Consider the following 24,779-nt stretch of genomic DNA (forward strand, 5'->3'; position numbering starts at 1 on the left):
CGCCAAAGCGCCGTCAGTCGCCCAGCGGCTGCGGCCCGGTGCGCCCATGGTATGCGGTCAGCGAGGCGCGGATCCGGCGCAGGTATTCCCGCGTCTTGTCCGCCTGCGCCTGCGCCACGGCCATGGCCAGCGAATCCACCACGACCATGTGCGCATAGCGCGAGGCTGTGGGCTTGAAGATGTCCGGATCCTCGGGAAGGTCCACCAGGATCGGGATCCCCGCCGCCGCCGCCAGCCGCGTGTCGGGCTTGGTGATGCAGGCGGTGGTTGCCCCGTAGCCGCCCGCGATCTCGCACGCGCCGACGATCGCGTTCGCTTCCCCGCTGGCGGAGATCGCGACAAGCAGATCCCCCGGCCCAAGGGTCGCGGCGCGCATTTGCAGCACGTAGCTGTCCGAGATGTTGATCGCCGGAAAATCGAGGCGGAAGAAGCGGTTCGCCGCTTCCTGCGCCACCATGGACGAGCCGCCGCCGATGCCCGCGAACACGATCTGGCGGGTGGTCAGGATCGCGTCGCGCGCGGCGTCCAGCATTTCCACGTCGACCTCGCGACGCAAACGGTCCACGCCCGCGACCAATGCGTCGATCACGTGGTCGATCACCCGGTCGCTGGGGACGGCGCCGCCGGTGGCGCTGTCATGCAGGTATTGCGCGCTGACGGCCAGGTTCTGGGCCAGGCGCAGCTTGAAGTCCGGAAACCCCGTGCAGCCGAGGCTGCGGCAGAAGCGGATGACCGTCGGCTTGCTGACCCCGCATCCCGCGGCCAGGTCGCCGATGGTCATGGAGCTGATCGCCTCAAGGTGCTCCTTGACGTAATTCGCGACCTTCTGTTCCTGCGCGGCAAGGTTGCCGTCCTGACGGTGCAGCGCGGACAGCACGTCCACCACGCCGGGGGTGGCGGTGCGCACCGGTTGGCCCCGGCCCGGGGGGGCGGGTTTGCCTTGGTCTGCGGCGGGGGGCTTGTCGGCATCGCTCATGTAACCAAGTTACACGATGAGACCAAGCAGGCAACATATTTCGCCTAAAACTCAGGAGATTGGTGCCATTCCGTAACTGAATAACATTTAATCCTTGCATGGCGCCCGAATCTTGTGCAGCTTGAAACTGAGTTACGCATCTGATTCATGGGAGGTGATCCGTGCGAGAGTGGGCCGCAGCAGCCAGTCGGCGGGTTAACACGGTCGTGGAGGCCGTGGTCGCCGCGCTCATGCTGGCCTTGGTGCTGGATGTCTGGCTGGGGGTCCTGGACCGCTATTACTTCAACTGGCAACTGCCCTGGCCCGAGGTTCTGGCGCGCTACCTGATGATCTGGGCCGCGATGCTGGCGGTGTCCTCCGGGGTGGCGCGGCGCGATCATATCGGGATGACGGCCTTCGTCATGCTGTTCCCCCTCGCGCTGCGCCGCATGGTGCTGGTCTTGATCGACCTGCTAGTGCTGGCGCTGTTCCTCTATGTTGCCTTCTACGGCATCGGCTTCGCGCAAAGCGGCTTTCCCCGCCAGGCGATGATCTTCGGGATGAGCCTTGGTCCCTTCTACGCGGCGATCCCGGTCGCGGCAGCGCTTTCGGCGCTTCAACTCGTCTTCGCGTTGCTGCGCGACCTGGGCGGACACCTCGACAATCCGCCTTTCGCCGAAGACCTGGAGGCGGAGGCCCCGTGATCGTCGCCATTTCCTTCGTTGTCTTCATCCTGTTCGGGATGCCCATCGGCTTCGCCATCGGCCTGGCCGGGGTGATCGGCCTGATTGACATGGGCGGCACCAGCTACCTGGCCATCGGCCCGAGCAAGATCTTCAACGGGCTCAACATCTTCCCCTTCCTCGCCATGCCGTTCTTCATCCTGGCGGGCGAGATCATGAACGAAACCGGCATCACGAACCGGCTGGTGAAGCTGGCGCAGGTGCTGGTGGGCCGATTCCGGGGCGGGCTGGCGCATACGAACATGCTTGCCTCGGTCTTCTTTGCGGGGCTGACCGGCTCCGCCACCGCGGACGCCGCCGCCTTCGGGCGCACGCTGGTGCCTGCCATGGTCAAGGAAGGGTACCGGCGCGATTATGCCTGCGCGGTGACGGCTGCGGGCTCGATCATCGGGCCGACGATCCCGCCCTCGGGGTTGATGGTGGTCTATGGCTCGCTCATGGGCGTGTCGATCGCCGGGCTGTTCGCCGCAGGGGTGCTGCCGGGGCTGGTGATCTGCCTTGTCTGCATGGCGGTGATCGTGATCGGCGGCAACCGCCAGAACCTGCCGAAGGCGACCCGTGGCGCGACCCTGCGCGAGGTGTGGCAGACCTTCGTTTCCTCGCTCAGCGCGCTGGCGATGCCAGTGATCATCCTCGGCGGCATCCTGGGCGGCATCGTCACCCCGACCGAGGCGGCCTCCATCGCCGTGGCCTATGCGCTGTTCGTCGGTGTCGTGATCTATCGCAAGCTGACGCTCGCCAGCCTCTACGCGATGCTGGTGCGCACGGCGCGGATCACCGGGGTCATCTTCGTCATTATCGCCTTCGCCGGAATCTTGGGTTGGTGGATGAGCTTCGAGCGGATCCCCCAGTTGCTGGCGGAAACCGTGCTGGGCCTGTCGGACAATCGTTACGCGGTGATCGCCATCATCATCTGCCTTCTGCTGGTGATCGGCATGGTGATGGACATCACCGCCATCCTCATCATCCTGGCCCCCGTGCTGGTGCCTCTGACCGAGCAGGTCGGGCTGGAGCCGATCCACGCGGGGATCATCTTCATCCTGGCGCTCAACATCTCTTTGATGACGCCGCCTGTGGGTGCGTGCCTTTTCGTCCTGTCCTCGGTGACAGGCGAAAAGATCGAGCGCATCGCCATCAAGCTGATGCCGTTCCTGATCGCGGAGATCGGCATCCTCTTCATCTTCGCTTTCTGGGAGGACGCCGCGCTGTGGCTGCCCAGGATGCTTGGATTCGCCAACTGACCACAATCAACAGGAGAGATTTGATATGAAAACCACTGTGACCGCGCTTGCGCTTTCGGCCACGATGCTGGCGGGCGCCGCCTCTGCCGAGAACCTGATCCGCTTTGGACACGACAACATCACCGACCCGTTCGAGAACCCCGCCCATGCCTGTACCGCGGTCTTCTCCAACCTAGTGACCGCCGGGACCAACGGCAGCGTCAAGGTCGAGGTCTTCGGCTCGAACCAGCTTGGTACCGCAGCGGAACACGTCCAGCAGGTGCGCGACGGGATGTTGCAGGCGACGCTGACCTCCACCGGGGCGCTGGCCAGCTACTACCCGCGTATCGACGTGCTGAACCTGCCCTTCGCCTTCAGCGGCAACGCCGGCACATACGAGGTGTTCGACGGTGACTTCGGCGCCGCGCTGGCCGCGGATATCGAGGCGGAGCTGGGCGATGTCGTCGTGCTGGGCTTCCCCGACACCGGGGGCTTCTTCGCCGTCACCAACTCGCAGCGGGAAATCGCCAGCCTGAAGGATTTCGAGGGCATCCGCATCCGCACGATGACCCTGCCGTCGCATCAGACCATCGTCCAGGCGCTGGGCGCCGAGGCGTATCCCCTGTCCTGGGGCGAGGTCTATTCCGGGCTGCAAACCGGCGTGATCGACGGCCAGATGAACCCGGTGCCGATCATTTCGTTCGCGAATTTCGCGGAAGTGCAGGACTACCTGACGCTGACCAACCACCTGTTCTCGCCCTACACCTTCATGATGAACCGCGATTTCTATGAAGGCCTGACGGACGAGGAGCGCGCCGTGGTCCACACCGCCGCCGAGAACTGCGTCACCGCCAGCCGTGGCCTGTCGCGCATCATCGAAGCGTCGGACCGTGGCCTTGCCGGGCTGATGGAGTCGATCAACGTCACCGCCCTGACCGCCGAGCAGCGCGCCGAAATGGCCGCCGCCACCCAGCCCGCCTTCGAAGCCCATGTTGCCGAGAACCTGGACGAGAAGGCCGGCGAACTGCTGGATCTGTTCCGCACCGCGGTGTCCGAGGCTAACGCCGCCACCTACCTCGACTGACGATCATGGCGGGCCGGGTTCGGCCCGCCCCTTCGCCGGGCGTCTGCGGGCGCCCGGCCCAACCCCGGAACCCGGACCAGTTATATGCGAATTTTCTGCGCATCCCTTGCGACAGAGACGAATACGTTCTCCCCCCTGCGCACGGATTTCTCGGACTTCGAGGAAAGCTTCTACGCCCCGCCGGGGCAACACCCCGAAACACCGACCCTGTGCAGCGCCGTCTTCCCGGTCCTGCGCGCCCGCGCCAAAGCCGAGGGGTTTACCCTGATCGAGGGCACCGCCACCTGGGCGGAGCCGGGCGGCCTGCTGAATGCGCGCACCTGGGCGCAGCTGCGGGATGAGATCCTGGACCAGGTCCGCGCGGCGCTGCCCCTCGATGGCGTGGTGCTCGGGCTGCACGGCGCGATGATCGCCGACGGTTGCACCGATTGCGAGGGCACGCTGATCGAGGCAGTCCGCGAGATCGCCGGGCCGGACGCTGTGATCGGCGTCACCTTCGATCCGCACAGCCACCTCAGCCAGAAGCGCGTCGATAACGCCGATATCATCACCGTCTTCAAGGAATTCCCCCACACCGATTTCGTCGAAACCGGCGAGGCCTGTGTCGACCTGGTCCTGCGCACCCTGCGCGGCGAGATCGCGCCCCGCCTGTCGGTTTTCGACGTGCGCATGATCGAGATCCTGCCGACCAGCCGCGACCCGATGCGCGGGTTCGTGGACAGGATGCGGGCGCTGGAGGCCTCAGGCCAGGTGCTGTCCGTGTCCACCATTCACGGGTTCATGGCTGGGGATTCCCCGGACCTCGGCGCGAAGATCATCGTTGTAACCGACGATGACAAACCCGCCGGCGATGCGCTGGCCGAGCGGCTGGGGATGGAGCTGTTTTCCTTCCGCGGCGCGACCCGCCCCGAGTTCCTGAGCGCGGCTGCCGCGCTTAGCCGGGCGCAGTCCGCGCCTGCCGGGCCGGTGGTCGTGGCGGACGTCTGGGACAATCCCGGCGGCGGCGTGCCCGGCGATTCCACCCTGATGCTGCGCGAGGCGATGGCCCAGAACCTGCCCTCCGCCGCCTTCGGCACGATCTGGGATCCCATGGCCGTGCGCCTGTGCCATGCGGCGGGCGAGGGGGCCGAACTTGACCTGCGCTTCGGGGGCAAGACCTCGGCCGTGGCGGGGGACCCGGTGGATGCCCGTGTCACCGTGCTGCGCAACCAGCGCGACGCGGTGCAAAGCTTCGGCACCTCCGTCGTGCCGCTTGGGGATTGTTCCGTCATAAGGATCGGCGGCATCGACGTGGTCCTGAACTCGAACCGCGCGCAGGCGTTTTCGCCGGACCTTTTCACCAACCTCGGAATCGATGTTGGCACGAAGCAGGTGATTGTGGTGAAGTCCACAAATCACTTCCAGGGGGCGTTTTCCCGCATTGCTGCCGATATACTCTATGCTGCGGTCGAGGGTCCCTATCCCAACGACCCGACCAGGACCGGGTATCGCCAGCTGGCGCGCCCGATCTGGCCCATAATCGCCGACCCCCATCAGGAGAGCGCCCCATGAGCTATTCAGATATCGACACGCCAGCGGTTCTCGTGGACCTGGACATCGCCGAAGCGAATATCGACAAGTTCCAGGCCCATTGCGATCGCCACGGGCTCGCCGTCCGCCCGCATATCAAGACGCACAAGCTGCCGATGCTCGCCCGGCGGCAGATCGAGGCAGGGGCGATCGGCATCACCTGCCAGAAGGTCAGCGAGGCCGAGGCGATGATCGCCGGGGGCGGCATCGAGGACGTTCTGATCACCTATAACATCATCGGCGAGCGCAAGCTGGCCCACCTCAGGGCGCTGGCCGACAAGGTCCGGCTAAGCGTGGTGGCCGACAACTCCGTCACCGTCGACGGCCTGTCCGCTGCCTTTGCCGATGCGCCGAAGCCGCTGCCGGTTCTGGTGGAGTGTGACACCGGGGCCCACCGCTGCGGCGTGCAGACGGGCGAAGCCGCCGTCGCGCTTGCCCGCCATATCGACGCGCAGCCGGGGCTCGTCTTCGGTGGATTGATGACCTATCCCCCCGTCGGCCGTGAGGCGGACGTGCAGGCCTGGCTGACCGACGCCAAACAGCAGGTGGAGGCGGCGGGACTTGAGGTTCCGGTCATCTCCAACGGCGGCTCGCCCGGGCTCTGGCGCGCGCAGGACGTGCCGGTGGCGACGGAATATCGCATCGGCACCTACGTCTACAACGACCGCTCGCTTGAAGCGCTTGGCGTCTGCACCTGGGACGATTGTGCGCTGACAGTCCTGGCCACCGTCGTTTCGGTGCCCGCCGGGGATCGCGCGGTGATCGATGCAGGCACCAAGGTGCTGACCTCGGACCTGCTGGGGCTTGACGGCCACGGCCATGTACTCGGGCGGCCGGATATCAAGGTGGCCGGGCTGTCGGAGGAGCATGGCGTGCTGCTGGCCGACACCATCGGCCTGCGCGTGGGGGACCGGGTCCGCATCGTGCCCAACCATGCCTGCGTGGTCAGCAACATGGTGGACGAGGTCCAGCTTGTGCGCGGCGAAGAAACCCTGGGCCCTGAGCCCGTGGCGGCGCGCGGCAAGGTGACCTGACCTGGCGCGTCCGATTTCCTTAATGACAGCAAACGACTGAAAGGATTCCCACCATGAGCGACAAACCCATCCGCCTCGGCGATAACCGCACTGGCGCAGGCGGCCAGCCGCTGCCCTTCGCCCCGGCCATGCGGGCCGGCGACTTCGTCTTCATCTCCGGCCAGGTGGCCATGCGCGAGGATGGCGAGATCGAGCCGGGCGGCATCGAAAGCCAGACCCGCCGCACGATGGAGAACCTGATCGCGGCGCTGGCGCTGGCGGATTGCACCCTGGCCGACGTGGCCAGGATCGGCGTCTGGCTGGACGATCCGCGCGACTTCTGGACCTTCAACAAGGTCTACGCCAGCTACTTCCCCGAGGGCGGCCCGGCCCGCTCGACCGTGCGCTCGCAGATCATGGTCGATGCCAAGGTCGAAATCGACGCGATCGCCTACAAGCCGCTGTCGAGCGACTGACAGGCAAGGACATTCCGCCCCGGTGGGGCGGTGCGCAAGGGCCCCGGGCACACCCCGGGGCCCTTTTCCGTTTGGGGGGGTGGCGCGGGGCGGTCGGAGTGTTGGAAATCGGGGTCCCGAAGGTGCTGTTTTAAAATCCAAAAATACCGCATTATCAACATTAAGATTTGGTGGATTCGTGGGCTTCCGCGGTTCGGTGGTCGGTAGCGCTGTGCCAGGACCGACGGCAAGGCTGGTGGAAGCTGGGTCGGAAACGGCTGAATTGGAGAGTGTAAGCCGCACAAGATTCGGTGTAAATATCTGAATATAAACACTTAAATTACGTCTTGGGTCCGGTCTGTCGGGGCCGGGCCTCTCGCCGCGCGGGCGCAGGCGAAAGAGGTGCAATCCTCAGCCCCCAGATTCCACAACTCCAACAAAAACCACTTGCCAGACTCGCAACCTCAAGTTACCACAGAATCAACAAATACCACATGTTGAGGAGTAGTATTCACGCCAGTCGGACCAGCCGCGCCAGCTTGCAAACAGAGCGTGGGAATCCGGAAATCTTGGCGGGAAAGACGTCACGTTACTGTCAGAATAACCTTAACGGGAGGAAAACATGAAGTTTGACAGACGCCAGTTCCTGAGATCATCGGCCATGGCCAGCGTTGTGCTGGGGGGCTCCATGATCAACCGCGGATTTTTCAGCAGCCCCGCATTCGCGGCTGAAAACCGCCCCATCAACTTCCTTTCGGCGGAAAACCTGACCGGCAACTGGGATCCGACGTCCCATACCACGCTGGGCCAGATCAACCTGGAAAGCTTCGTGTTCGGCTACCTGACGCGGGCCCCGATGACCCCGGACAACCCGGACGAAATCGTGTTCGAGCTGGCCGAAAGCATGACCCTGCTCGATGAGCACCGGCTGGAATTCAAGCTGCGCCAGGGGGTCAAGTTCCACAACGGCGAACCCTTTACCGCGAACGACGTGAAGGCGACCTTCGAGTATGCCTCCGGGCCGGACCGGCCGGCGGCGTGGTACCCGGGGCAGTGCAAGGTCGACGTGATCGACGATCACACGGCCGTCGTGAACACCAGCGAGTTCGGCTATCCCGCCAGCCTGTTCTGGTTCCTGTCCGCCTTCCTGCCGATCATGTCGGCCAAGGACGTCGCCGATCCCAAGACGCTGTCCTCGCGCCCCAACGGCACCGGCGCGTTCAAGTTCGTGGAGCAGGCGGGCAACACCACCGTGCTGGCCGCAAACGAGGATTTCCTCGGCGGTGCGCCGAAGGTGCCGGGCATCAACTTCACCTTCGTCGGTGATGCGACCACGCGGATGCTGTCGCTGCTGTCGGGCGAGGCGGACATCATCGAGCGCCTTGAGGGCGAGCAGGTCGAAACCATCCGCTCCAAGGAAGGCTTCGCCATCAACGAAGCGGTTTCCGTGGAAAACAAGTACCTCTGGTTCCGCTGCTCCAAGCCCCCGTTCAACGACTGGCGCCTGCGCCGGGCCGTGGCGCATTCGATCGACCGTGAGCTGATCCTGGAAATCCTCGGCGTGTCGGGGACCGCGTCGAACGCCTGGGTGTCGCCGGTGAAATTCGGCTATGTCGATACGCCGAACTACCCGGAATACGACCCCGAGCTGGCGCAGAAGTTCCTTGCCGATGCGGGGTACCCGGGCGGTGAGGGGCTGCCGAAGCTCGAGTACATCACCTCGGTCGGATTCTATCCCAAGACCAAGGAATACGGCGAGATCATCACCGCGCTGCTGCAGGAGCAGGGCTTCGACGTGGAGTTCAGCGCGATGGAAATCGCTGCCTGGGCCGACCGTCTGTATGACCGTCCCGGCGGGGGCCCCGGCCACATGATCGATTGCGGCTGGGCCACCGGCTCGCCTGAGCCGGACCTGGTGCTGCGCACGCACTTCCACTCCTCCTCCAAGCGGATCACCGGGATCGAAGACCCCGAGCTGGACGCCGTTCTGGACAAGGAGCGCAACGAGACGGATCCCGCAGAGCGCAAGCGCGTGATCCAGGAGGAAGTGATGCCGATGCTGGCGGACAAGGTGCCGTCGCTGAGCCTGTTCACCTCGGTCTTCATCCACGCGATGCGGGAAGAGCTTCAGGGCATCTACATCTATCCCAACGGGATGATGGACGCCTCTGACGCCACCAACACCTAGCGCGACAGCCTTGGCTGGGCCGGGCGGATCGTTTCCGCTCGGCCCTTCTTTTTAGACAAGGGGCAAGACAATTGTATCTGCTTAACTTCCTCATCCGCAGGGTCCTGCAGGGGCTGGTAGTCCTGCTGATCGTCTCGTTCGCGATCTTCGCGCTGCTGCGCGTCGTCCCCGGAGATCCCGCCCGCCTGATCGTCGGCGGCATGGCCCCCGATGAAGTCGTTGTCCAGAAAGCAGAGGAACTGGGCCTGAACGATCCGATCGTCGTCCAGTACGTGCGCTATCTCGGCGACCTGGCGCGCGGCGACCTCGGCAACTCATTCTTCCGCCCCAAGAGCGGCGCGACCGTCGGCGCCGCCGCCTATGACGACCCGTCGCGCAACGAGCGGGCCGAGGTGCTGGACCTGATCCTCGAGCGTATCCCGCTGACGCTGCAACTCGCCGGGTTGTCTGTTGTCTTTGCCCTGATCATTTCCTTCCCCCTTGGCGTCGCGGCGGGCCTGAACCCCGGCAAGTGGCAGGACAGGCTGGCGTTCTTCAGCGGCTCCGTCTTCGTTTCGCTGCCGAACTTCTGGCTGGGGATCGTGCTGGCGCAGCTGTTTTCCATCAAGCTCGGGATCCTGCCGTCGATCGGCTACAAGGGGTTCGAGTACACGATCCTGCCCGCCTTCGTGCTGGCGATCGGGATCTCTCCCTTCATCATCCGCACCCTGTCGGTGTCCATCGCGCAGATCATGCACGAGGAATTCATCGCGGTCGCGCCGCTCAGGGGGCTGAAACGCCCGCGGATCGTCGTGGCGCACGCGATCCGCAACGCCTCGATCCCGCTGTTGAACCTGTTCGGCATCCAGCTCGGCATCTTGCTGGGCGGTGTCCTGGTGGTTGAGCTGATCTTCGACTACCCGGGCCTTGGCCGCCTGACCATCAACGCGGTTCTGCAGCGGGATTTCCCGATCATCCAGGGGGTGGCCATCTTCATCAGCGCCATCTTCGTGTTCATCAATATTGCCGTCGATCTGGCCGCGAGCTTCATCGATCCCCGGTTGGAGTATTGATATGTCAGACGTCCAAGTCTCCCAGATCGCCAATCAACCTTCCATGTCCCTGCTAAAGCTGACCCCGACGCAGCGCATGGTGCGCGAAGCCTGGTCGAGCGTTGCCTTCAGGGCCGGGTTCATCGTCTTCGTGCTGCTCCTGTTCGGGGCGCTGGTCTATCCCGAATTCAGCTCTGTCGACCCGACCAAGATGAACGTCAGGTCCCGGCTGATCCCGCCGCTTTTCATGGGCGAGGGGTGGACATGGGCGCATCCCCTCGGAACGGACCAGCTTGGCCGGGACCTGTTCCTGCGCTGCCTTGTCGGTCTGCGCTACTCGGTGTTCATCGGCTGCGCCACAGTGGTGCTGATGTTCTTCGTGGGCTGCGGGCTGGGGCTGCTTTCCGGCTTCAAGGGCGGGCTGACGGATACGATCATCATGCGCATAACCGACGCGCAGCTGTCGATCCCGATGATCATCCTTGCGATCACCATCCTGGGCGTGTCGCGCCCCACCGCACCGGCGATCATCCTGGTGCTGGGCCTTGCGGGCTGGCCGCTGTACGCGCGGGTCGCGCGCAGCGCCGCGCTGGCCGAAAAGGGTAAGGAGTACATCAAGGGCGAGCGTGTGCTCGGCGCGTCGGACACCCGCATCATCCTGAAGTTCCTGGCCCCCGCCATCCTGCCGCCGATCGCCTTCGTCGCGGTGCTGGACGTGGCCAGCATCATGATCTTCGAGTCGATCCTCGGCTTCATCGGGCTGGGAATCCAGCCGCCGACGCCGACGTTCGGCAATATCATCGCCGACGGGCGCAAGTACCTGATCAACGCCTGGTGGATCGCCACCATGCCGGGGATGTTCCTTTTGATCACGCTGACCGGCCTGAACCTGATGGGGTCGGCAATGGAAAACGCCCGTAACCGGGTTCTGAAGGGGGCGGCGTGATGTCCGAGGATAAGACGGTTCTGTGTGTGCGTGACCTGACGGTCGGCCTGGACAATGATCCCGCCGCGAGGATCCTGGACGGGATCAGCTTCGACCTGAAATCGGGCGAGATCCTGGGCCTGATCGGCGAGGCGGGATCGGGCAAGACCGTGTTGGCCCGCGCGTTGGTCAAGGGGCTTGGCGCGCCGCTGGTCACCCGCTCGGGCGCGGTGCATTACAAGGGGGCGGACCTGCTCGGCCTGAGCGAGCGGAAGCTGTCCAAGATCCGCGGCAAGGAAATCGGCTACATCGGGGCGAACCCGCAAGGCTCGCTCGATCCGACGATTCCGGTGGGCAACCAGATCGTCGAGAAGCTGCTTTCCGTCAGCCCCGGCATGTCGCGCAAGGCCGCCACCGAGCGCGCACTGGAGGTTCTGGCCGCGGTCCGCATCCCGTCCCCCGAGGTGCGTTTCCACGAATACCCCTTCCAGTTCAGCGGCGGCATGATGCAGCGCGTGATGATCGTCGACGCACTTGTGACGAACCCCGCCGTGCTGATCGCAGACAACATCACCCAGCCGCTGGACGTGACGGTTGCAGCGCAGATCATCCGGCTGATCCGTGATTTGCGCGAGCAGTTCTCCACCGCGATCCTGTTCATCTCGTCCTCGCTGCCGGTGGCGGAAACCGTCGCGGATGAGGTCATGGTGCTTCAGTCGGGGCGGATCGTCGAAAAGGCCACCCCGACCGCGCTGGTGCAGAACCCGCAGCACGATTACACGAAGTCGCTTCTGTCGCGCCTGCCGCGGATCTGGGGGGAGGGCATCTCGGGGCCGGAGGCCGCCGACACCAGGACCCTGATGACGGTGGAGGATGTTCACCGCACCTATTTCGTGCGCAAGAAAGGCAGTTTCCGCGGCGTGAACGCGGTGCAGGCCGTGCGCGGCGTCACGCTGGATATCCGCGAGGGCGAGAATATCGGCATCGTCGGTGAATCCGGCTGCGGCAAGTCCACCCTGACCCGCCTTCTGGCCTGGCTGGAATCCCCGCAGGCCGGGTCCATCCGCTTTGCCGGGCAGGACCTGTCGAAACTGGGGGCGAAGGACCTGACGAAACTGCGCCAGTCCTTCCAGTTGCTGCTTCAGGACCCCTACAGCTCGCTGCCCTCCCGCATGCCGATCGGGCGCATCATCGCTGAGCCGTTGCTGATCCACGGACTGTGCAAACGCTCGGAAATCCGGGGCCGCGTGCTGGCGGCGATGCGGGAGGTGGGGCTTGATCCGGCGCTTGAAAACCAGCTGACCGTCGGCCTGAGCGCGGGCCAGCGCCAGCGCATCAACATCGCGCGCGCGCTGGTGCTTGAGCCGCGGCTGATGATCCTGGACGAAACCCTGTCCGCCCTGGACCAGGTCGAGCAATCGAAGCTGTTCGAGGTGTTCGACCGGCTTCAGAAGACCCACGGCTTCACCTATATCTTCATCTCTCACGACATGGCGCTGGTGCGGAAGGTCTGCCACCGGGTCGCGGTGATGTACCTCGGGCGGATCGTGGAATTCGCGGACAACAACGCCTTGTTCGACAATCCCGCGCATCCCTATTCCCGCGCCCTGCTGAGCGCGGTGCCCACGCTGGACGATCACCCCTTCAGCTCGGACGAATACCTGCTCGAGGGCGAGCCCCCCAGCCCGGTTCACATCCCGCCGGGGTGTTCGTTCCGCAGCCGCTGCCCGCTGGCGCAGGAGATTTGTGGCCGGGTCGATCCCGTAGCGCAGGTTTTACCTGGGGGCGGAAGCGCGATGTGCCATCTTGTAGGGCAGGATGCCCCGGCCCGATCCCTTGCGGCCGGGAAATAGCGACAGGAGGATTCGATGTTGAACAGCCATCGCCGCGAACACATTCTTGAGCGCCTCAGCTACCACGACCGCATTTCCGTTGCCGACGTGGCGGCGCGGCTGAACGTGTCCGACGAGACGGTCCGCCGGGATCTCAAGGATCTTGAACAGGAAGGCTTGCTCAGGCGCGTTCATGGGGGGGCGATCGGCGTGTCGTCCATCCGTGACGAACCGATCAGCGAACGTGTCCGCAAGCATACGAAGGAAAAGGGCATCATTGCCAAGCTGGCTGCCGACCTGATCTCGGACCAGACGTCGATCTTCCTGCACATCGGCTCCACGACCGAGGCGCTGGCCCGCCAGCTGGGGCGGTTCTCGGACCTTAAGGTCTATACCAATTCGCTGAATGTCGCGCAGATCGCCAAGGAGCATTTCGGCGTCTCGGTCTTCGTAGCGCCGGGGCAGTTGCGCAAGGACGAGTCCGACCTCGTCGGTTATGACACGATTTCCTACCTGCAGGGCTACTATTTCGACACCGCCTTCATGAGCGTGGCCGGCGTCGACGCCGAGCGCGGGTTCATGGATTTCGAGGAAGACGAGGTCCGGATCCGCCAGACGCTGATGAAATGCGCCCGCAACAAGGTGGTGATGGCGGATTCCTCGAAGTTCGGGAAATCCGCGAACATGTGCACCGCCCCGTTCGAGGCGGTCGATCGCGTGGTGACGGACCGCAAGCCCGCCGCGGACTTCGGCAAGCGCTTCAAGAAGGCCGGGCTGGACGTGATCCATGGCTGACACCCCGATCCACGACAGCCGGCACGAGGCGGCCCTGCTTCAGCTGTTCGGGCAGTTCGCGGCGTTCGGCAAGCTGCCCGGCGGCGGCATTTCGCGCCTGGCCGCGGGCGAGGCGGACCGCCAGGCCCGCGATCACCTGTGCGACTGGCTGGGGCAAAACGGGGCCGAGGTGGTGGTCGACAGCGTTGGCAATATCTTCGGGATCTTCGACCTCGGGCAGGGCGATCCTGACGGGGTCGTCCTGTGCGGCTCTCACCTTGACAGCCAACCGAACGGCGGGCGGTTCGACGGCACCTACGGCGTCGCCTGCGCCTGTATCAGCGCGGTAGCGATCCTTGCCGCGGTGCGCGAGGGTCGGCTCATTCCCCGGGAACGGCAACTGGTGGTCGTGGCCTGGACCAGCGAGGAAGGGGCGCGCTTCCAGCCCAGCATCCTGGGAAGCGGCGTGTTCACCGGCGATATTCCCGCCTCCCAGGCCCTGGCGGCCACGGACAAGGACGGTGTGTCCTTGCGCGAGGCCCTGTCGCGGATCGGCTACCTCGGCGAAGGGCAGGGGCCCCGCCCGTCCCGCTACGTGGAAATCCACGTCGAGCAGGGCACCCGGCTGGAAGCCACGGGCAACGACATCGGCGTCGTGGCGACGTGCTGGGGCGCGCGAAAGCTGCTGGTCGAGGTCACGGGCAAGCCGGATCACACCGGCCCGACCCCGATGGCGGCGCGGCGCGATGCGCTTTGCGCGGCGGCCCGGATCGTGGTGCGCGTCAACGACCTGGCCACAGGGGCCCCGTTCCCCGTGCACGGCTCGGTCGGGCGCATGGATATCGAACCGAACTCACCCAATACGGTTGCCGAGCGTGTCCGCATGTGGGTCGAGCTCAGGTCCGGCGACGCTGCGGTGCTTGAGCAGGTCGAAGCGGAGCTGATGCTCTCCTTCGCGGAAATCCAGCAGGTGTCCGGCTGCACCATCGCCGACAGTTCTGCCGAGGGGCGCGAGGTGGTCGAGTTCGACGACACCGCCGCAACCCGTGTCGAGGCGGTGCTGGACCAGGCGGGCTTGCGCCACATGCGCCTGCCCACCATCGCCGGGCATGACGCGATCCGCATGCAGCGCATTTGCCCGACCACCCTGCTGTTCGTCCCCTCGCGGCGCGGCATCAGCCATTCCCCGGACGAATTCACCTCGGACGCGCAGATGACGCGCGGGCTGAACGCACTGACGCTGGCCATCGCGCGCCTGATGTGCAGCCCCGCGCCACAGGCTCCGGCAAGCGCCCCCCTCAGGACGGAATAGACCATGCCAGACGTCACGACCAAGGCGATCCCCAGCATCGCCCAGACCGCCCATGACCTTGCAGAGGCGGCCCGCGAAACCGCGCTGCGGCACTTCCGGCGGGCGCTCGACATCCAACTCAAGGGCGATGAAAGCCCCGTCACGCGCGCCGACAAGGAAATCGAGCAGCAGGCCCGCGCGCTTTTACAGCAGCGTTTCCCCGACCATGCCATCCTGGGCGAGGAATATGGCGCGGGCGATCTGCGGGCCGAGCATGTCTGGGTCATCGATCCGATCGACGGGACACGCTCTTTCATTTGCGGCCACCCGCTGTTCGGTTTCCTCCTGGCGCATATGGAACGGGGGGCGCTGACGACGGGCGTGATCTCCATGCCTGCGCTGGACGAGCTTTACATCGGGTGCAAGGGCGCGGTCGCGACGCTGAACGGGGATCCGATCAAGGTCTCGGGCAGGACGCGGCTGGCGGATGCGTTCCTCACCATCAACGAGGGCGAGAAGCTGCTGGCCGAGGAGCCGGAGGTGCTGCGCCGCCTGCTTCAGGCCGGTCACACGCGGCGTTTCGGCTATGATTGCTACCCCCATGCGCTGCTCGCCGCGGGACATATCGATGCGGTGGTGGATTTCGACCTGAAGCCCTTCGACTACCTGCCCCTCGCGGGGGTGATCGAGGCGGCGGGCGGCGTCATCTCGGACTGGTCGGGCAATCCGCTCGGTTATGAGTCCGACGGGAGGGTGATCTCGGCGGCGACGCCGGAACTGCACGCGGCGCTGCTTGGGCTGATCGCGGATGGGGCCACCATATGACCCGCCCTGGCCAGCCGCCCGCCCCCCCGAGGACGCCAGGGGTTCTGACCCCGCAGGATGGCTTGCCTTTCGAGGTGTCCAACCCCGACGGCGGGTCCCCGGTTGTGCTGATCTGCGAACATGCGAGCAACCGTATGCCCGCAAAGCTGAACACGCTGGGGTTGAGCGAGGACCAACTGTCCAGTCATGTCGCCTGGGACCCTGGCGCCCTGGACCTGGCGCGCGCCCTCAGCGCCGCGCTCGACGCCCCGCTTGTTGCCGCGCGCTTCTCGCGGCTGGTCTATGACTGCAACCGCCCGCCGGAAGCGGAAAGCGCGATGCCCGCGGATACCGAGGTGTGTCCGATCCCCGGCAATGCCGCGCTTTCAGAAGGGGAGCGGGACGCGCGCGCGGAGGAGATCTACGCCCCTTTCCACGCCGCCGTGGCGGGGGCCGTCGCCGCGAAGAAAGACCCGGTCGCGGTGTCGATCCACAGCTTCACGCCCGTCTTCCACGGCGTGCGGCGCGCGGTTGAGGTCGGGTACCTGTTCAGCCGGAACGACCACCTGGCCAGGGCGATGCAGGCGCAGGGCCAGGGCACTGGCCGCGCCTTTGATATCCGCCTGAACGAACCCTACGGCCCCGAAGACGGCGTCCTGCACACGATCGATCTGCACACAGGCGGCGGGGAAGCGCCGCACGTCATGATCGAGGTGCGCAACGACCTTCTGGCGGACGCGGCGGGCCAGCGCGCGGTGCAGGTGCTAATCCTGCACGCGCTGCGCCCGGCCCTTGCCCAGATCCAACATGCCAACGAACAAGCAACACCGGGTGCGCAGACATGAGAGCAGACTACTCGATCGAGGTTTTCAAGCAGCAGGTCGCCGCCGGGCAGGTGGACACCGTGCTCGTCACCATGGTGGACATGCAGGGCCGGCTGTTGGGCAAGCGCCTGCACGCCGAGGCGTTCGTTGAAAGCGGCTTCGCGGAAACCCACTGCTGCAACTACCTGCTCGCGACCGACCTGGAGATGGCCACGCCGGACGGCTACGCCTCGACCAGCTGGGAACGCGGCTATGGCGATTACGTCATGAAGCCGGACCTTTCCACGCTGCGCCCGGTGCCCTGGCTGGAGGGGACGGCGATGGTGCTGTGCGACGTGCTGGACCACCACACCCACCAGCCCGTGCCCCATGCGCCGCGGGGGATGCTGCAAAAGCAGATCGCGCGCGCGCAGGCCATGGGCCTGAACCCCGTCATGGCGACGGAGCTGGAATTCTTCCTGTTCAACGGCACCCATGACGAAATCGCCAGGGGCGGGTTCCGGAAGCTCGAACCGATCTCGACCTACAACGAGGATTACCACATCTTCCAGACCACCAAGGAAGAGCACGTGATGCGCCCGATCCGCAATCACCTGCGCGCCATGGGCATCCCGATCGAGGGCTCCAAGGGCGAGGCCGAGGCGGGCCAGGAAGAGTTGAACATCCGCTACGCCGATGCGCTGGCCTGCGCGGACAACCACACGCTCGCGAAACACGCGGTCAAGGAAATCGCCCATGCGGCGGGCCATGCGGCAAGCTTCCTTCCCAAGTGGCACCACGCGCGGGTCGGTAGCGCCAGCCACGTGCACCAATCGCTCTGGCAGGGGGGCGAGAACGCCTTCTTCGACGCCGCGCGCCCGCTGGGTAAGTCCGAGCTGATGGACCACTACATCGCCGGCCTGCTGTTCTACGCGGCGGATTACACCTGTTTCATGGCGCCCTACGTCAACAGCTACAAGCGGTTCGCCAAGGGCAGTTTCGCCCCCACGCAGACGGTCTGGTCCGTCGACAACCGCACCGCCGCCTTCCGCCTGTGCGGCGAGGGGACGAAAGCCGTGCGCGTGGAATGCCGTATCCCCGGCGCGGACATGAACCCCTACCTGGCGCAGGCCGGGATGCTGGCCGCGGGCCTGGCCGGGATCGCGCAGAAGCTCGAGTTGCCCGCCGCCCATTCCGGCGACGCCTATAGCGACGACGCGCGCAACCATATCCCGCGCACCCTGCGCGACGCGCGCGAGGCGCTTGTCGCCTCGGACATGCTGCGCGACGCGATGGGGGACGAGGTGGTCGACCATTACGCCCGCGCGGCCGAGTGGGAAATCGACGACTTCAACCGCGTGGTCACCGATTACGAGATCGCCCGCGGTTTTGAGCGGGCCTGAGCGAGGAAGACATGACTGAAGCACTGAAATGCATATCCCCCATCGATGGCTCGGTGTTCGCCGAACGCCCGGTCCTGGCGCGCGATGCGGCGGCCGCGGCGGTCGTGCGGGCACGCACGGCGCAGCGGGAATGGGCGGCCCGCCCCTTGCAGGAGCGGATCGACCTGGTGCTGGCCGGAGTCGCCGCCGTGGGCGCGATGAACGACGAGATCGTGCCAGAACTCGCGCATATGATGGGCCGCCCGATCCGCTACGGCGGCGAATTCGGCGGATTCAACGAACGCGCGGCCCATATGGCGGCAATCGCCGAAGACGCGTTGCAGGACATCGCGATCAGCGATGACGCGGCCTTCACGCGCTATATCAAGCGGGTGCCCCATGGTGTGGTCCTGGTCGTCGCGCCCTGGAACTATCCCTACATGACGGCGATCAACACCGTCGCCCCGGCCCTGATCGCGGGCAACGCCGTGGTCCTGAAGCACGCCACCCAGACCTTGCTGGTGGGTGAGCGTATGGCGCGCGCCTTTAACGCCGCCGGCGTGCCGCAGGACGTGTTCCAGAACCTGTTTCTCGACCACGACACCACCGGCGCGCTGATCGCGGACAACGCCTTTGATTTCATCAACTTCACCGGCTCCGTCGGGGGCGGCCAGGCGATGGAACGCGCCGCCGCGGGCACCTTTACCGGCGTCGGGACCGAGCTTGGCGGCAAGGACCCCGGCTACGTGATGGAGGATGCGGACCTCGACGCCGCCGTGGAAACGCTGATCGGCGGGGCGATGTTCAACTCCGGCCAGTGCTGCTGCGGGATCGAGCGGATCTACGTCCACGAAAGCCTGTTCGACGCCTTCGTCGAAAAGGCGGTGGCCATCGTGCGTGGCTACAAGCTGGGCAATCCGCTGGACCCGGAAACGACGCTCGGCCCGATGGCGCATGTGCGCTTCGCGCAGGACGTGCGCGCCCAGATCGCCGAAGCGCTGGACATGGGCGCCGTCGCCCATATCGAAACCTTCGCCGAGGATGACGGCGGCGCCTACCTGACGCCGCAGATCCTGACCAACGTTACCCACGACATGCGCGTCATGCGCGAGGAAAGCTTCGGCCCGGTGGTCGGCATCATGAAGGTCCGCGACGACGCCGAGGCCATCGCCCTGATGAACGACAGCGAATTCGGCTTGACCGCAAGTCTCTGGACGAAGGACGTCGCGCGGGCGATCCGCATCGGCGACCAGATCGAAACCGGCACCGTCTTCATGAACCGGGCCGACTACCTAGACCCGGCCCTGTGCTGGACGGGCTGCAAGAACACCGGCAAGGGCGGCGGGCTGTCCGTCATCGGGTACCACAACCTGACCCGGCCGAAATCCTACCATCTGAAGAAGGCCGACTGACATGAAGCTTTTGGGAAACTGGAGTTATCCGACCTCCATCCGGTTTGGCGCGGGGCGCATTGGCGAGCTTGCCGACGCCTGCGACGCCGCGGGCATCACGAAACCCCTGTTCGTCACGGACAAGGGCCTTGCGGGAATGGAGATCACGACCCGCGCGCGTGCCGTCCTTACGAACGCGGGCAAGGGCGATGACATGTTCTCGGACGTGGACCCGAACCCGTCGGACAAGAACGTCGAGGCGGGGCTGAAGGTCTATCGCGACGGGGGCTATGACGGTGTGATCGCCTTCGGCGGCGGCTCGGCGCTGGATCTTGCCAAGGTGCTGGCGTTCATGGCCGGGCAATCGCGCGCGCTGTGGGACTTCGAGGATATCGGCGATTGGTGGACCCGCGCGGACCCCGCCGGGATCGATCCCATCGTGGCCGTGCCCACCACCGCCGGGACCGGCTCGGAAGTGGGGCGGGCCAGCGTCATCTCGAATTCCGCGAAGGGCGAGAAGAAGATCATCTTCCACCCAAAGATGCTTCCCGTGCAGGTCATCTGCGATCCCGAACTCACCCTCGGCATGCCGCCGTTCATCACGGCGGGCACCGGGCTGGACGCTTTCGCCCACTGCGTGGAGGCGTATTCCTCGCCCCATTTCCACCCCATGAGCCAGGGGATCGCCCTTGAGGGCATGCGCCTGATCAAGGACTACCTGCCGCGCGCCTACAAGGACGGCACCGACCTTGAGGCGCGTTCGCATGTGATGATCGCGGCGGCCATGGGCTCCACCGCGTTCCAGAAGGGGCTCGGGGCGATCCACGCGATCTCGCATCCCGTGGGCGCGATCCACCACACCCATCACGGCACGACCAACGCGGTGTGCATGCCTGCCGTCCTGCAATTCAACCGCGCCGCGATCTCGGACCGGTTCGACGATGCCGCCGCCTACCTTGGCATCAAGGGCGGGTTCGACGGGTTCTGCGTCTTCGTGGATGAGCTGAACGCCGCGCTTGGCATCCCGCGCACCCTGACGGAACTGGGCGTGAAAGACCCGGATATCGACCGGCTGGTGCGCGACGCCCTTGCCGATCCCAGCACCGGCGGCAACCCGATCGAGATGACCCCCGAGAACACGCGGGGGCTGATAACGGCCTGCCTTTGAACAAAGGACCTGGCCCCGCCAACTGATCCCACAGCGCGCGCTATGCCGTGGGCGAAAGAGAAGTACAGAATGAATATTGATGAGCTTTCGCAATTGTCGCTGTCTGGGCTTCAATCGGCCCTGGCAATGAAGCAGCTGAGCCCGGTCGAGGTGCTGAAGACGACGTTCGAGCAGATCGAGAAGGTCAACGGCAGCATCAACGCGCTTTACGACCTGCGCAAGCAGGCCGCCTTCGCCGAGGCCGAGGCCGCCGAGCGGCGCTATGCCTCCGGCGCGCCGCTGAGCGCGTTTGACGGGATCCCCGTCAGCATCAAGGACAGCGTCAACGCGGTCGGCATGCGCTGGCACCATGGCACCGCCATCCACCGGGAGGGCATTGTCGCCAGCACGGATTCCCCGCCCGCGGCCCGGTTGAAACGCTCGGGCGCGATCATCATCGGCAAGGGCGCGATGCCGGATTTCGGGCTGAGCGGGTCCGGCGTCAGCGGCTCGCACGGGATCGTGCGCAACCCCTGGGGGCTGTCCTGGAACACCGGCGGCTCCAGTGCGGGGGCGGGCGCGTCGCTTGCGTCGGGGATCGGCATGATGTCCGTCGGCTCGGATATCGCCGGGTCGGTCCGCCTGCCCGCCGCGCACTGCGGCCTCGCCGCGCTGAAACCCACGCAGGGCGCGATCCCCCATGCGCCCGCCTCGACGGTGCGCTCGGCAGGGCCAATCACCCGCCGGGCCGCCGACCTGCGGGCCTGGACCGCGCTTCTGGGTGGCATCGACACGGCGGACCGATACTCCGTCCCGCTCACCGACGTCGTCGGCGGCGACGCGCCACGCATCGGGGCGAGCGCCGACTTCGGCTTCGGCCCCATGGTCGAACCGGCGGTGCTTACCTGTTTCGACAGGGTCCGCAGGGTGCTCGGCCAGATCTGCGGCACGGTGGAGGATGTCACTACAAAGGCGGATTTCGATGCCTACCTTCCGATCGACGACTCGCTGAAGCTGAAGGGCTGGCTCGAATACCAATCCGCCGACCCGGACTTGCGGGACCGCACGCCCGAACCGCTGCTCGCGTGGTTCCGCGAGGTGCAGGACTGGACGCCCAACAAGATCGCGGAAATCAACCAGGGGATCGAGCGGGGCGTCGCCTTTACAGTCGCGCTGCTGGCGGAGGTGGACATCCTGCTGACCCCGGTCATGCCCGTGGTGAACTTCCCGGCAGAGGACCGGGGCCCCGACCCCAAGATGCCGTTGCGCCACACGACGTTCACCTCGCTGTTCAACCAGTCGGGCAATCCCGCGGTCACGATCTGCGGCGGGTTCGACGACAGGGGCCTGCCGATCGGCATGCAACTGGTGGGACGGCGTTTCGACGATTACCGGCTTCTCGACCTGGCGACGCGGCTGGAAGCCGCACTGGATATATTCGGTGCCGGTAAGCAGCGGTGGCCGACAGTACCGATTGCATGAATAAAAACGGGGAGGAATAAATGCCGCAACCACAGGCGGAAAGTCGAGAGCGCAGCGCCCGCCTCAGGGCCGCGCAGGTCCTGGGCGCGGAGCCGGAGACGTTTCAGAACCCCCTCACCGTGCTGGCGTCACCCGCCTGGCGCGGGATCGAGGGGGACGTCTGGCGGGCATCCGCGAACGGGCGCTCGATCATCCTGAAGCACTATCACCCGGATACGCGGTTCTACGTGGACACCGCCGCGGCGTTCGAAGGGGCCGCGCAGGCCGGCAAGCTGGGGGCCGGGCCGGAAATCCTGGATCAATCCCCGTCTGAGCAGATGCTGGCGATGGAAGATCTCGGCAGCCCTTGGCGGGCAGGGGGGCTGCACGACATGGCCGATCCCGTGATCCGCAACAAGGTGATCGTCCTGAGAAAGTCCTACCAGGGCGGCGCGGCGCTATCCCGGACCACCAGCATCTTCGCAGAAATCGACGCGCTGCTGCGCGACGCGCGCCAGCAGGGCTGCGCGACCCACCGCGACATCGCGGTTTTCGCCGATTTCTTCGACGAGGCGCGGCAAAAGCTTCAGGCCGAGGGCATGGACAGCGTGCCCTGTCACAGGGACGGCAACGCCGCGAACCTGATGATCGGGCCGGACAACGCGGTGAAGCTGCTGGACTTCGACCTCGCCGCGAATTGCGACCCGTTCGAGGATATCGGCTGCCACCTGGTCGAGGTCTACGAGTCCGACACCGACGCCCGCGGCGGTTTCGAGGAATGGTACGGCCGCTTCGACGAGGGGCTGTTCCAGCGCGCCATGATCTACGGCATGGCCGACGACATGCGCTGGGGGCTGATCGGCTCCATCATGGGCGCATCCTCCCCCCGATCCGCGCTGGAGTTCTCCAAGTACGCGGCCTGGCGTTTCCTGCGGCTGGAAGCCAAGGCCAAGTCGTCCGACGCCAACAACCGGCTGCGCGCCGCAAAGTAGGAGAGGCTGATGAACGACGAACTCCGAAAGCAACTTGAAACGGCAATCAATGCGGTGCCCGGCTGGTCCTTCGATACGGTCACGGTCGAGTCGCTGGATGGCGGCGTCACCAATTCCAACTGGCTGGTGACACATGCGGGCACGCAGCATGTTCTGAAGCTTTACGGCGCGGGGACGGACAGTTTCATCAACCGCTCCATCTCCATCGACGCCGCGCGCCAGGCGCATGCGATGGGGATTGGCCCCGATGTGCTGCACTACGATCCCGCGAACGGGACCGAGGTTGTCGAATTCCTGACCGGCTACCAGGCCTCGACCAACGCCGATTTCGCGCGCCGCGATTTCCTGGGCAATGTCATGGACCTCTACGCCGCGTTCCACGCCGGCGCGCCGCTTGCGGAAACCAAGGACATGTTCGCCATGACGGACGAACATATCGAGCAGGCAAGGGGGCTGGGCGCGCTGTTCCCCGCCGATTTTCCCTGGCTTGCGAAGCAGTACAACAAGGCGCGGCAGGCTTTCGTCGCCTCGGGAATGGACCTTGTGCCCTGCCACAATGACCCGATGCCGGGGAACTTCATGGTGAAGATGCGCGATGACCGGATCGAGGACATGAAGCTCATCGATTACGAGTATGCCTCGAACAACGAGCGCGCCTACGAGCTCGGCGTCTTCCTGACGGAGGTTTTCGCGGACGAGAAGACCCTGCTCGCGATGATCGAGCGTTACTACGGCGAGGTCCGCCCCGAAATCGTCGCGCGGGTGACCGTCTCGCGCGCGATCGCGGACATGAAGTGGGGCTCCTGGGCGGTTCAGCAGCGCCAGCTTTCCGACTGGGACTTCGATTACCAGAAGTACGGCATCTGGAAATACGGCCGGGCGCGGATGATGTTCGACGATCCCAGGTGGGACGATTGGCTGCGCACGATCTGAGACCTGCGCGCCGACCTGGTCCCCGGCAGTCCTGCCCAATTGGCGGGACTGCCGGGAACCAGGCGCTTCGACGCTATGCCTGGCGCAGGACCCGCAGGGCGCGCACCGCGTGTTCGGCCGCGTCGATCAGCGGCTGCTTCGGCGTCTCGAACCACTCGTCGGGGTGAAGCTCGCGCGTCTCGCGCACATGTGCGATCGCGTCCGCCAGGGTGGGGTACTGCTCCGGCTTTTGCAGGTGAAGGAACAGCGCCACCAGCGCGACGGAGCGGCTGCGCCCGCCCCGGCAATGCACCAGAATGTTGCCGCGGTCGCGATTGGGGTAGGAGGCCCGCTCGGGCAGGGTCTGGTCCAGCGCGCTTTCCAGGATGAAATACGCCCCGAGCAGCATGTCCGTCGGGTTCCCCGGCCCGTCGATCAGCCCCACCTTGTAGGTCTTGACCGGCCCGCTTCCCGCGGCAACCTTGCCCTGCTCAGCCGCGTGGGTGATGGTGTCGGCGTAGTTGATGTCCAGGTTCAGGGCGCAGTTCACGACCGTGGTGATGCCCAACTCCTTCAGTTTCGCGACATCGCGGGCGCCTTCGGTCCCGCTGATATACATCGAGACCTTGTCCGGGCCGAGATTGTTGTCGATAAAGCTGATGGCCGGGCGGTCGATGACGGGCGCCTGTCTGTTCATGTCTGCTCCAAGTTGCGGCGGTCGTGACGCCTGGTCGGTGATGGCCCCAATGGCCGGACGATTGAGGAGATGCAGATTGCACTCCTGTGCATTATACTGGCCGCAGGGGG

The 24,779-nt window shown here is 65.5% G+C and carries 22 protein-coding genes; 20 read left to right on the plus strand and 2 right to left on the minus strand.

Features of this window, described 5'->3' with window-relative positions; translation table 11 throughout:
- Window positions 1–13 precede the first annotated feature (13 nt).
- Window positions 14–976, minus strand: coding sequence for a MurR/RpiR family transcriptional regulator (locus DJ029_RS09430; protein WP_112322183.1), 963 nt, complete (start codon window positions 974–976; stop codon window positions 14–16).
- 161 nt (window positions 977–1,137) lie between these two features.
- Here DJ029_RS09430 and DJ029_RS09435 point away from each other — a divergent pair, with 161 nt between their 5' ends.
- The 20 genes from DJ029_RS09435 to DJ029_RS09530 all read left to right on the plus strand — a co-directional run bounded on the left by DJ029_RS09435 (window position 1,138) and on the right by DJ029_RS09530 (window position 23,993).
- Window positions 1,138–1,659: a TRAP transporter small permease gene (locus DJ029_RS09435; RefSeq protein ID WP_232823030.1), complete on the plus strand. Its 522-nt coding sequence runs from the start codon at window positions 1,138–1,140 to the stop codon at window positions 1,657–1,659.
- On the plus strand, window positions 1,656–2,939 hold the full coding sequence (locus tag DJ029_RS09440) for a TRAP transporter large permease (RefSeq protein ID WP_112322184.1): 1,284 nt from the start codon (window positions 1,656–1,658) through the stop codon (window positions 2,937–2,939). Before DJ029_RS09435 ends, DJ029_RS09440 begins: the two co-directional genes overlap by 4 nt.
- Before the next feature lie 25 nt (window positions 2,940–2,964).
- Window positions 2,965–4,002 (plus strand): TRAP transporter substrate-binding protein, encoded by a 1,038-nt coding sequence (locus DJ029_RS09445; protein ID WP_112322185.1) that lies wholly within the window; start codon window positions 2,965–2,967, stop codon window positions 4,000–4,002.
- An 84-nt stretch (window positions 4,003–4,086) separates the two neighbouring features.
- The gene (locus tag DJ029_RS09450; RefSeq protein WP_112322186.1) at window positions 4,087–5,553 is read left to right on the plus strand and encodes a M81 family metallopeptidase; all 1,467 of its coding nucleotides are present in this window, start codon (window positions 4,087–4,089) and stop codon (window positions 5,551–5,553) included.
- A complete protein-coding gene (locus DJ029_RS09455; RefSeq protein WP_112322187.1) occupies window positions 5,550–6,605 on the plus strand; it encodes a D-TA family PLP-dependent enzyme in 1,056 nt (351 codons plus the stop codon). The genes DJ029_RS09450 and DJ029_RS09455 overlap by 4 nt, the downstream gene beginning before the upstream one ends.
- A gap of 53 nt (window positions 6,606–6,658) precedes the next feature.
- Window positions 6,659–7,060, plus strand: coding sequence for a RidA family protein (locus DJ029_RS09460; RefSeq protein ID WP_112322188.1), 402 nt, complete (start codon window positions 6,659–6,661; stop codon window positions 7,058–7,060).
- Between the two features lie 601 nt (window positions 7,061–7,661).
- Window positions 7,662–9,227: an ABC transporter substrate-binding protein gene (locus DJ029_RS09465; protein WP_112322189.1), complete on the plus strand. Its 1,566-nt coding sequence runs from the start codon at window positions 7,662–7,664 to the stop codon at window positions 9,225–9,227.
- 71 nt (window positions 9,228–9,298) lie between these two features.
- Window positions 9,299–10,279, plus strand: a complete 981-nt coding sequence (locus tag DJ029_RS09470) for an ABC transporter permease (protein WP_112322190.1) — start codon at window positions 9,299–9,301, stop codon at window positions 10,277–10,279.
- Between the two features lies 1 nt (window position 10,280).
- The gene (locus DJ029_RS09475) at window positions 10,281–11,204 is read left to right on the plus strand and encodes an ABC transporter permease (protein WP_112322191.1); all 924 of its coding nucleotides are present in this window, start codon (window positions 10,281–10,283) and stop codon (window positions 11,202–11,204) included.
- Complete coding sequence (locus DJ029_RS09480) at window positions 11,204–13,036, plus strand: dipeptide ABC transporter ATP-binding protein (RefSeq protein WP_112322192.1); 1,833 nt, start codon at window positions 11,204–11,206, stop codon at window positions 13,034–13,036. Before DJ029_RS09475 ends, DJ029_RS09480 begins: the two co-directional genes overlap by 1 nt.
- 15 nt (window positions 13,037–13,051) lie before the next feature.
- Window positions 13,052–13,810: a DeoR/GlpR family DNA-binding transcription regulator gene (locus DJ029_RS09485; RefSeq protein ID WP_112322193.1), complete on the plus strand. Its 759-nt coding sequence runs from the start codon at window positions 13,052–13,054 to the stop codon at window positions 13,808–13,810.
- Window positions 13,803–15,101, plus strand: coding sequence for a Zn-dependent hydrolase (locus tag DJ029_RS09490; RefSeq protein WP_112322194.1), 1,299 nt, complete (start codon window positions 13,803–13,805; stop codon window positions 15,099–15,101). Before DJ029_RS09485 ends, DJ029_RS09490 begins: the two co-directional genes overlap by 8 nt.
- 3 nt (window positions 15,102–15,104) lie before the next feature.
- Window positions 15,105–15,905: an inositol monophosphatase family protein gene (locus DJ029_RS09495; protein WP_112322195.1), complete on the plus strand. Its 801-nt coding sequence runs from the start codon at window positions 15,105–15,107 to the stop codon at window positions 15,903–15,905.
- A complete protein-coding gene (locus DJ029_RS09500) occupies window positions 15,902–16,729 on the plus strand; it encodes an N-formylglutamate amidohydrolase (protein ID WP_112322196.1) in 828 nt (275 codons plus the stop codon). Before DJ029_RS09495 ends, DJ029_RS09500 begins: the two co-directional genes overlap by 4 nt.
- Window positions 16,726–18,090 carry a glutamine synthetase family protein gene (locus tag DJ029_RS09505; protein ID WP_112322197.1) on the plus strand — a complete coding sequence of 455 codons (1,365 nt, stop codon included), beginning with the start codon at window positions 16,726–16,728 and terminating at the stop codon, window positions 18,088–18,090. The genes DJ029_RS09500 and DJ029_RS09505 overlap by 4 nt, the downstream gene beginning before the upstream one ends.
- A gap of 11 nt (window positions 18,091–18,101) precedes the next feature.
- Window positions 18,102–19,481, plus strand: a complete 1,380-nt coding sequence (locus DJ029_RS09510; RefSeq protein WP_112322198.1) for an aldehyde dehydrogenase family protein — start codon at window positions 18,102–18,104, stop codon at window positions 19,479–19,481.
- Between the two features lies 1 nt (window position 19,482).
- A complete protein-coding gene (locus tag DJ029_RS09515) occupies window positions 19,483–20,628 on the plus strand; it encodes an iron-containing alcohol dehydrogenase (RefSeq protein WP_112322199.1) in 1,146 nt (381 codons plus the stop codon).
- A 69-nt stretch (window positions 20,629–20,697) separates the two neighbouring features.
- Entirely contained in the window at window positions 20,698–22,089 is a 1,392-nt protein-coding gene (locus tag DJ029_RS09520; RefSeq protein WP_198671111.1) for an amidase family protein, read from the plus strand.
- Window positions 22,090–22,109: 20 nt separating this feature from the next.
- Complete coding sequence (locus DJ029_RS09525; RefSeq protein WP_112322201.1) at window positions 22,110–23,060, plus strand: phosphotransferase; 951 nt, start codon at window positions 22,110–22,112, stop codon at window positions 23,058–23,060.
- Window positions 23,061–23,069: 9 nt separating this feature from the next.
- Window positions 23,070–23,993 (plus strand): choline kinase family protein, encoded by a 924-nt coding sequence (locus DJ029_RS09530; protein WP_112322202.1) that lies wholly within the window; start codon window positions 23,070–23,072, stop codon window positions 23,991–23,993.
- Between the two features lie 73 nt (window positions 23,994–24,066).
- Here DJ029_RS09530 and DJ029_RS09535 read toward each other — a convergent pair whose 3' ends face one another.
- Complete coding sequence (locus DJ029_RS09535; protein WP_112322203.1) at window positions 24,067–24,669, minus strand: protein-tyrosine phosphatase family protein; 603 nt, start codon at window positions 24,667–24,669, stop codon at window positions 24,067–24,069.
- Window positions 24,670–24,779: the final 110 nt, after the last annotated feature.

This window comes from Oceanibium sediminis, assembly GCF_003265325.1.
In the GTDB taxonomy this organism is placed as follows: domain Bacteria; phylum Pseudomonadota; class Alphaproteobacteria; order Rhodobacterales; family Rhodobacteraceae; genus Halovulum; species Halovulum sediminis.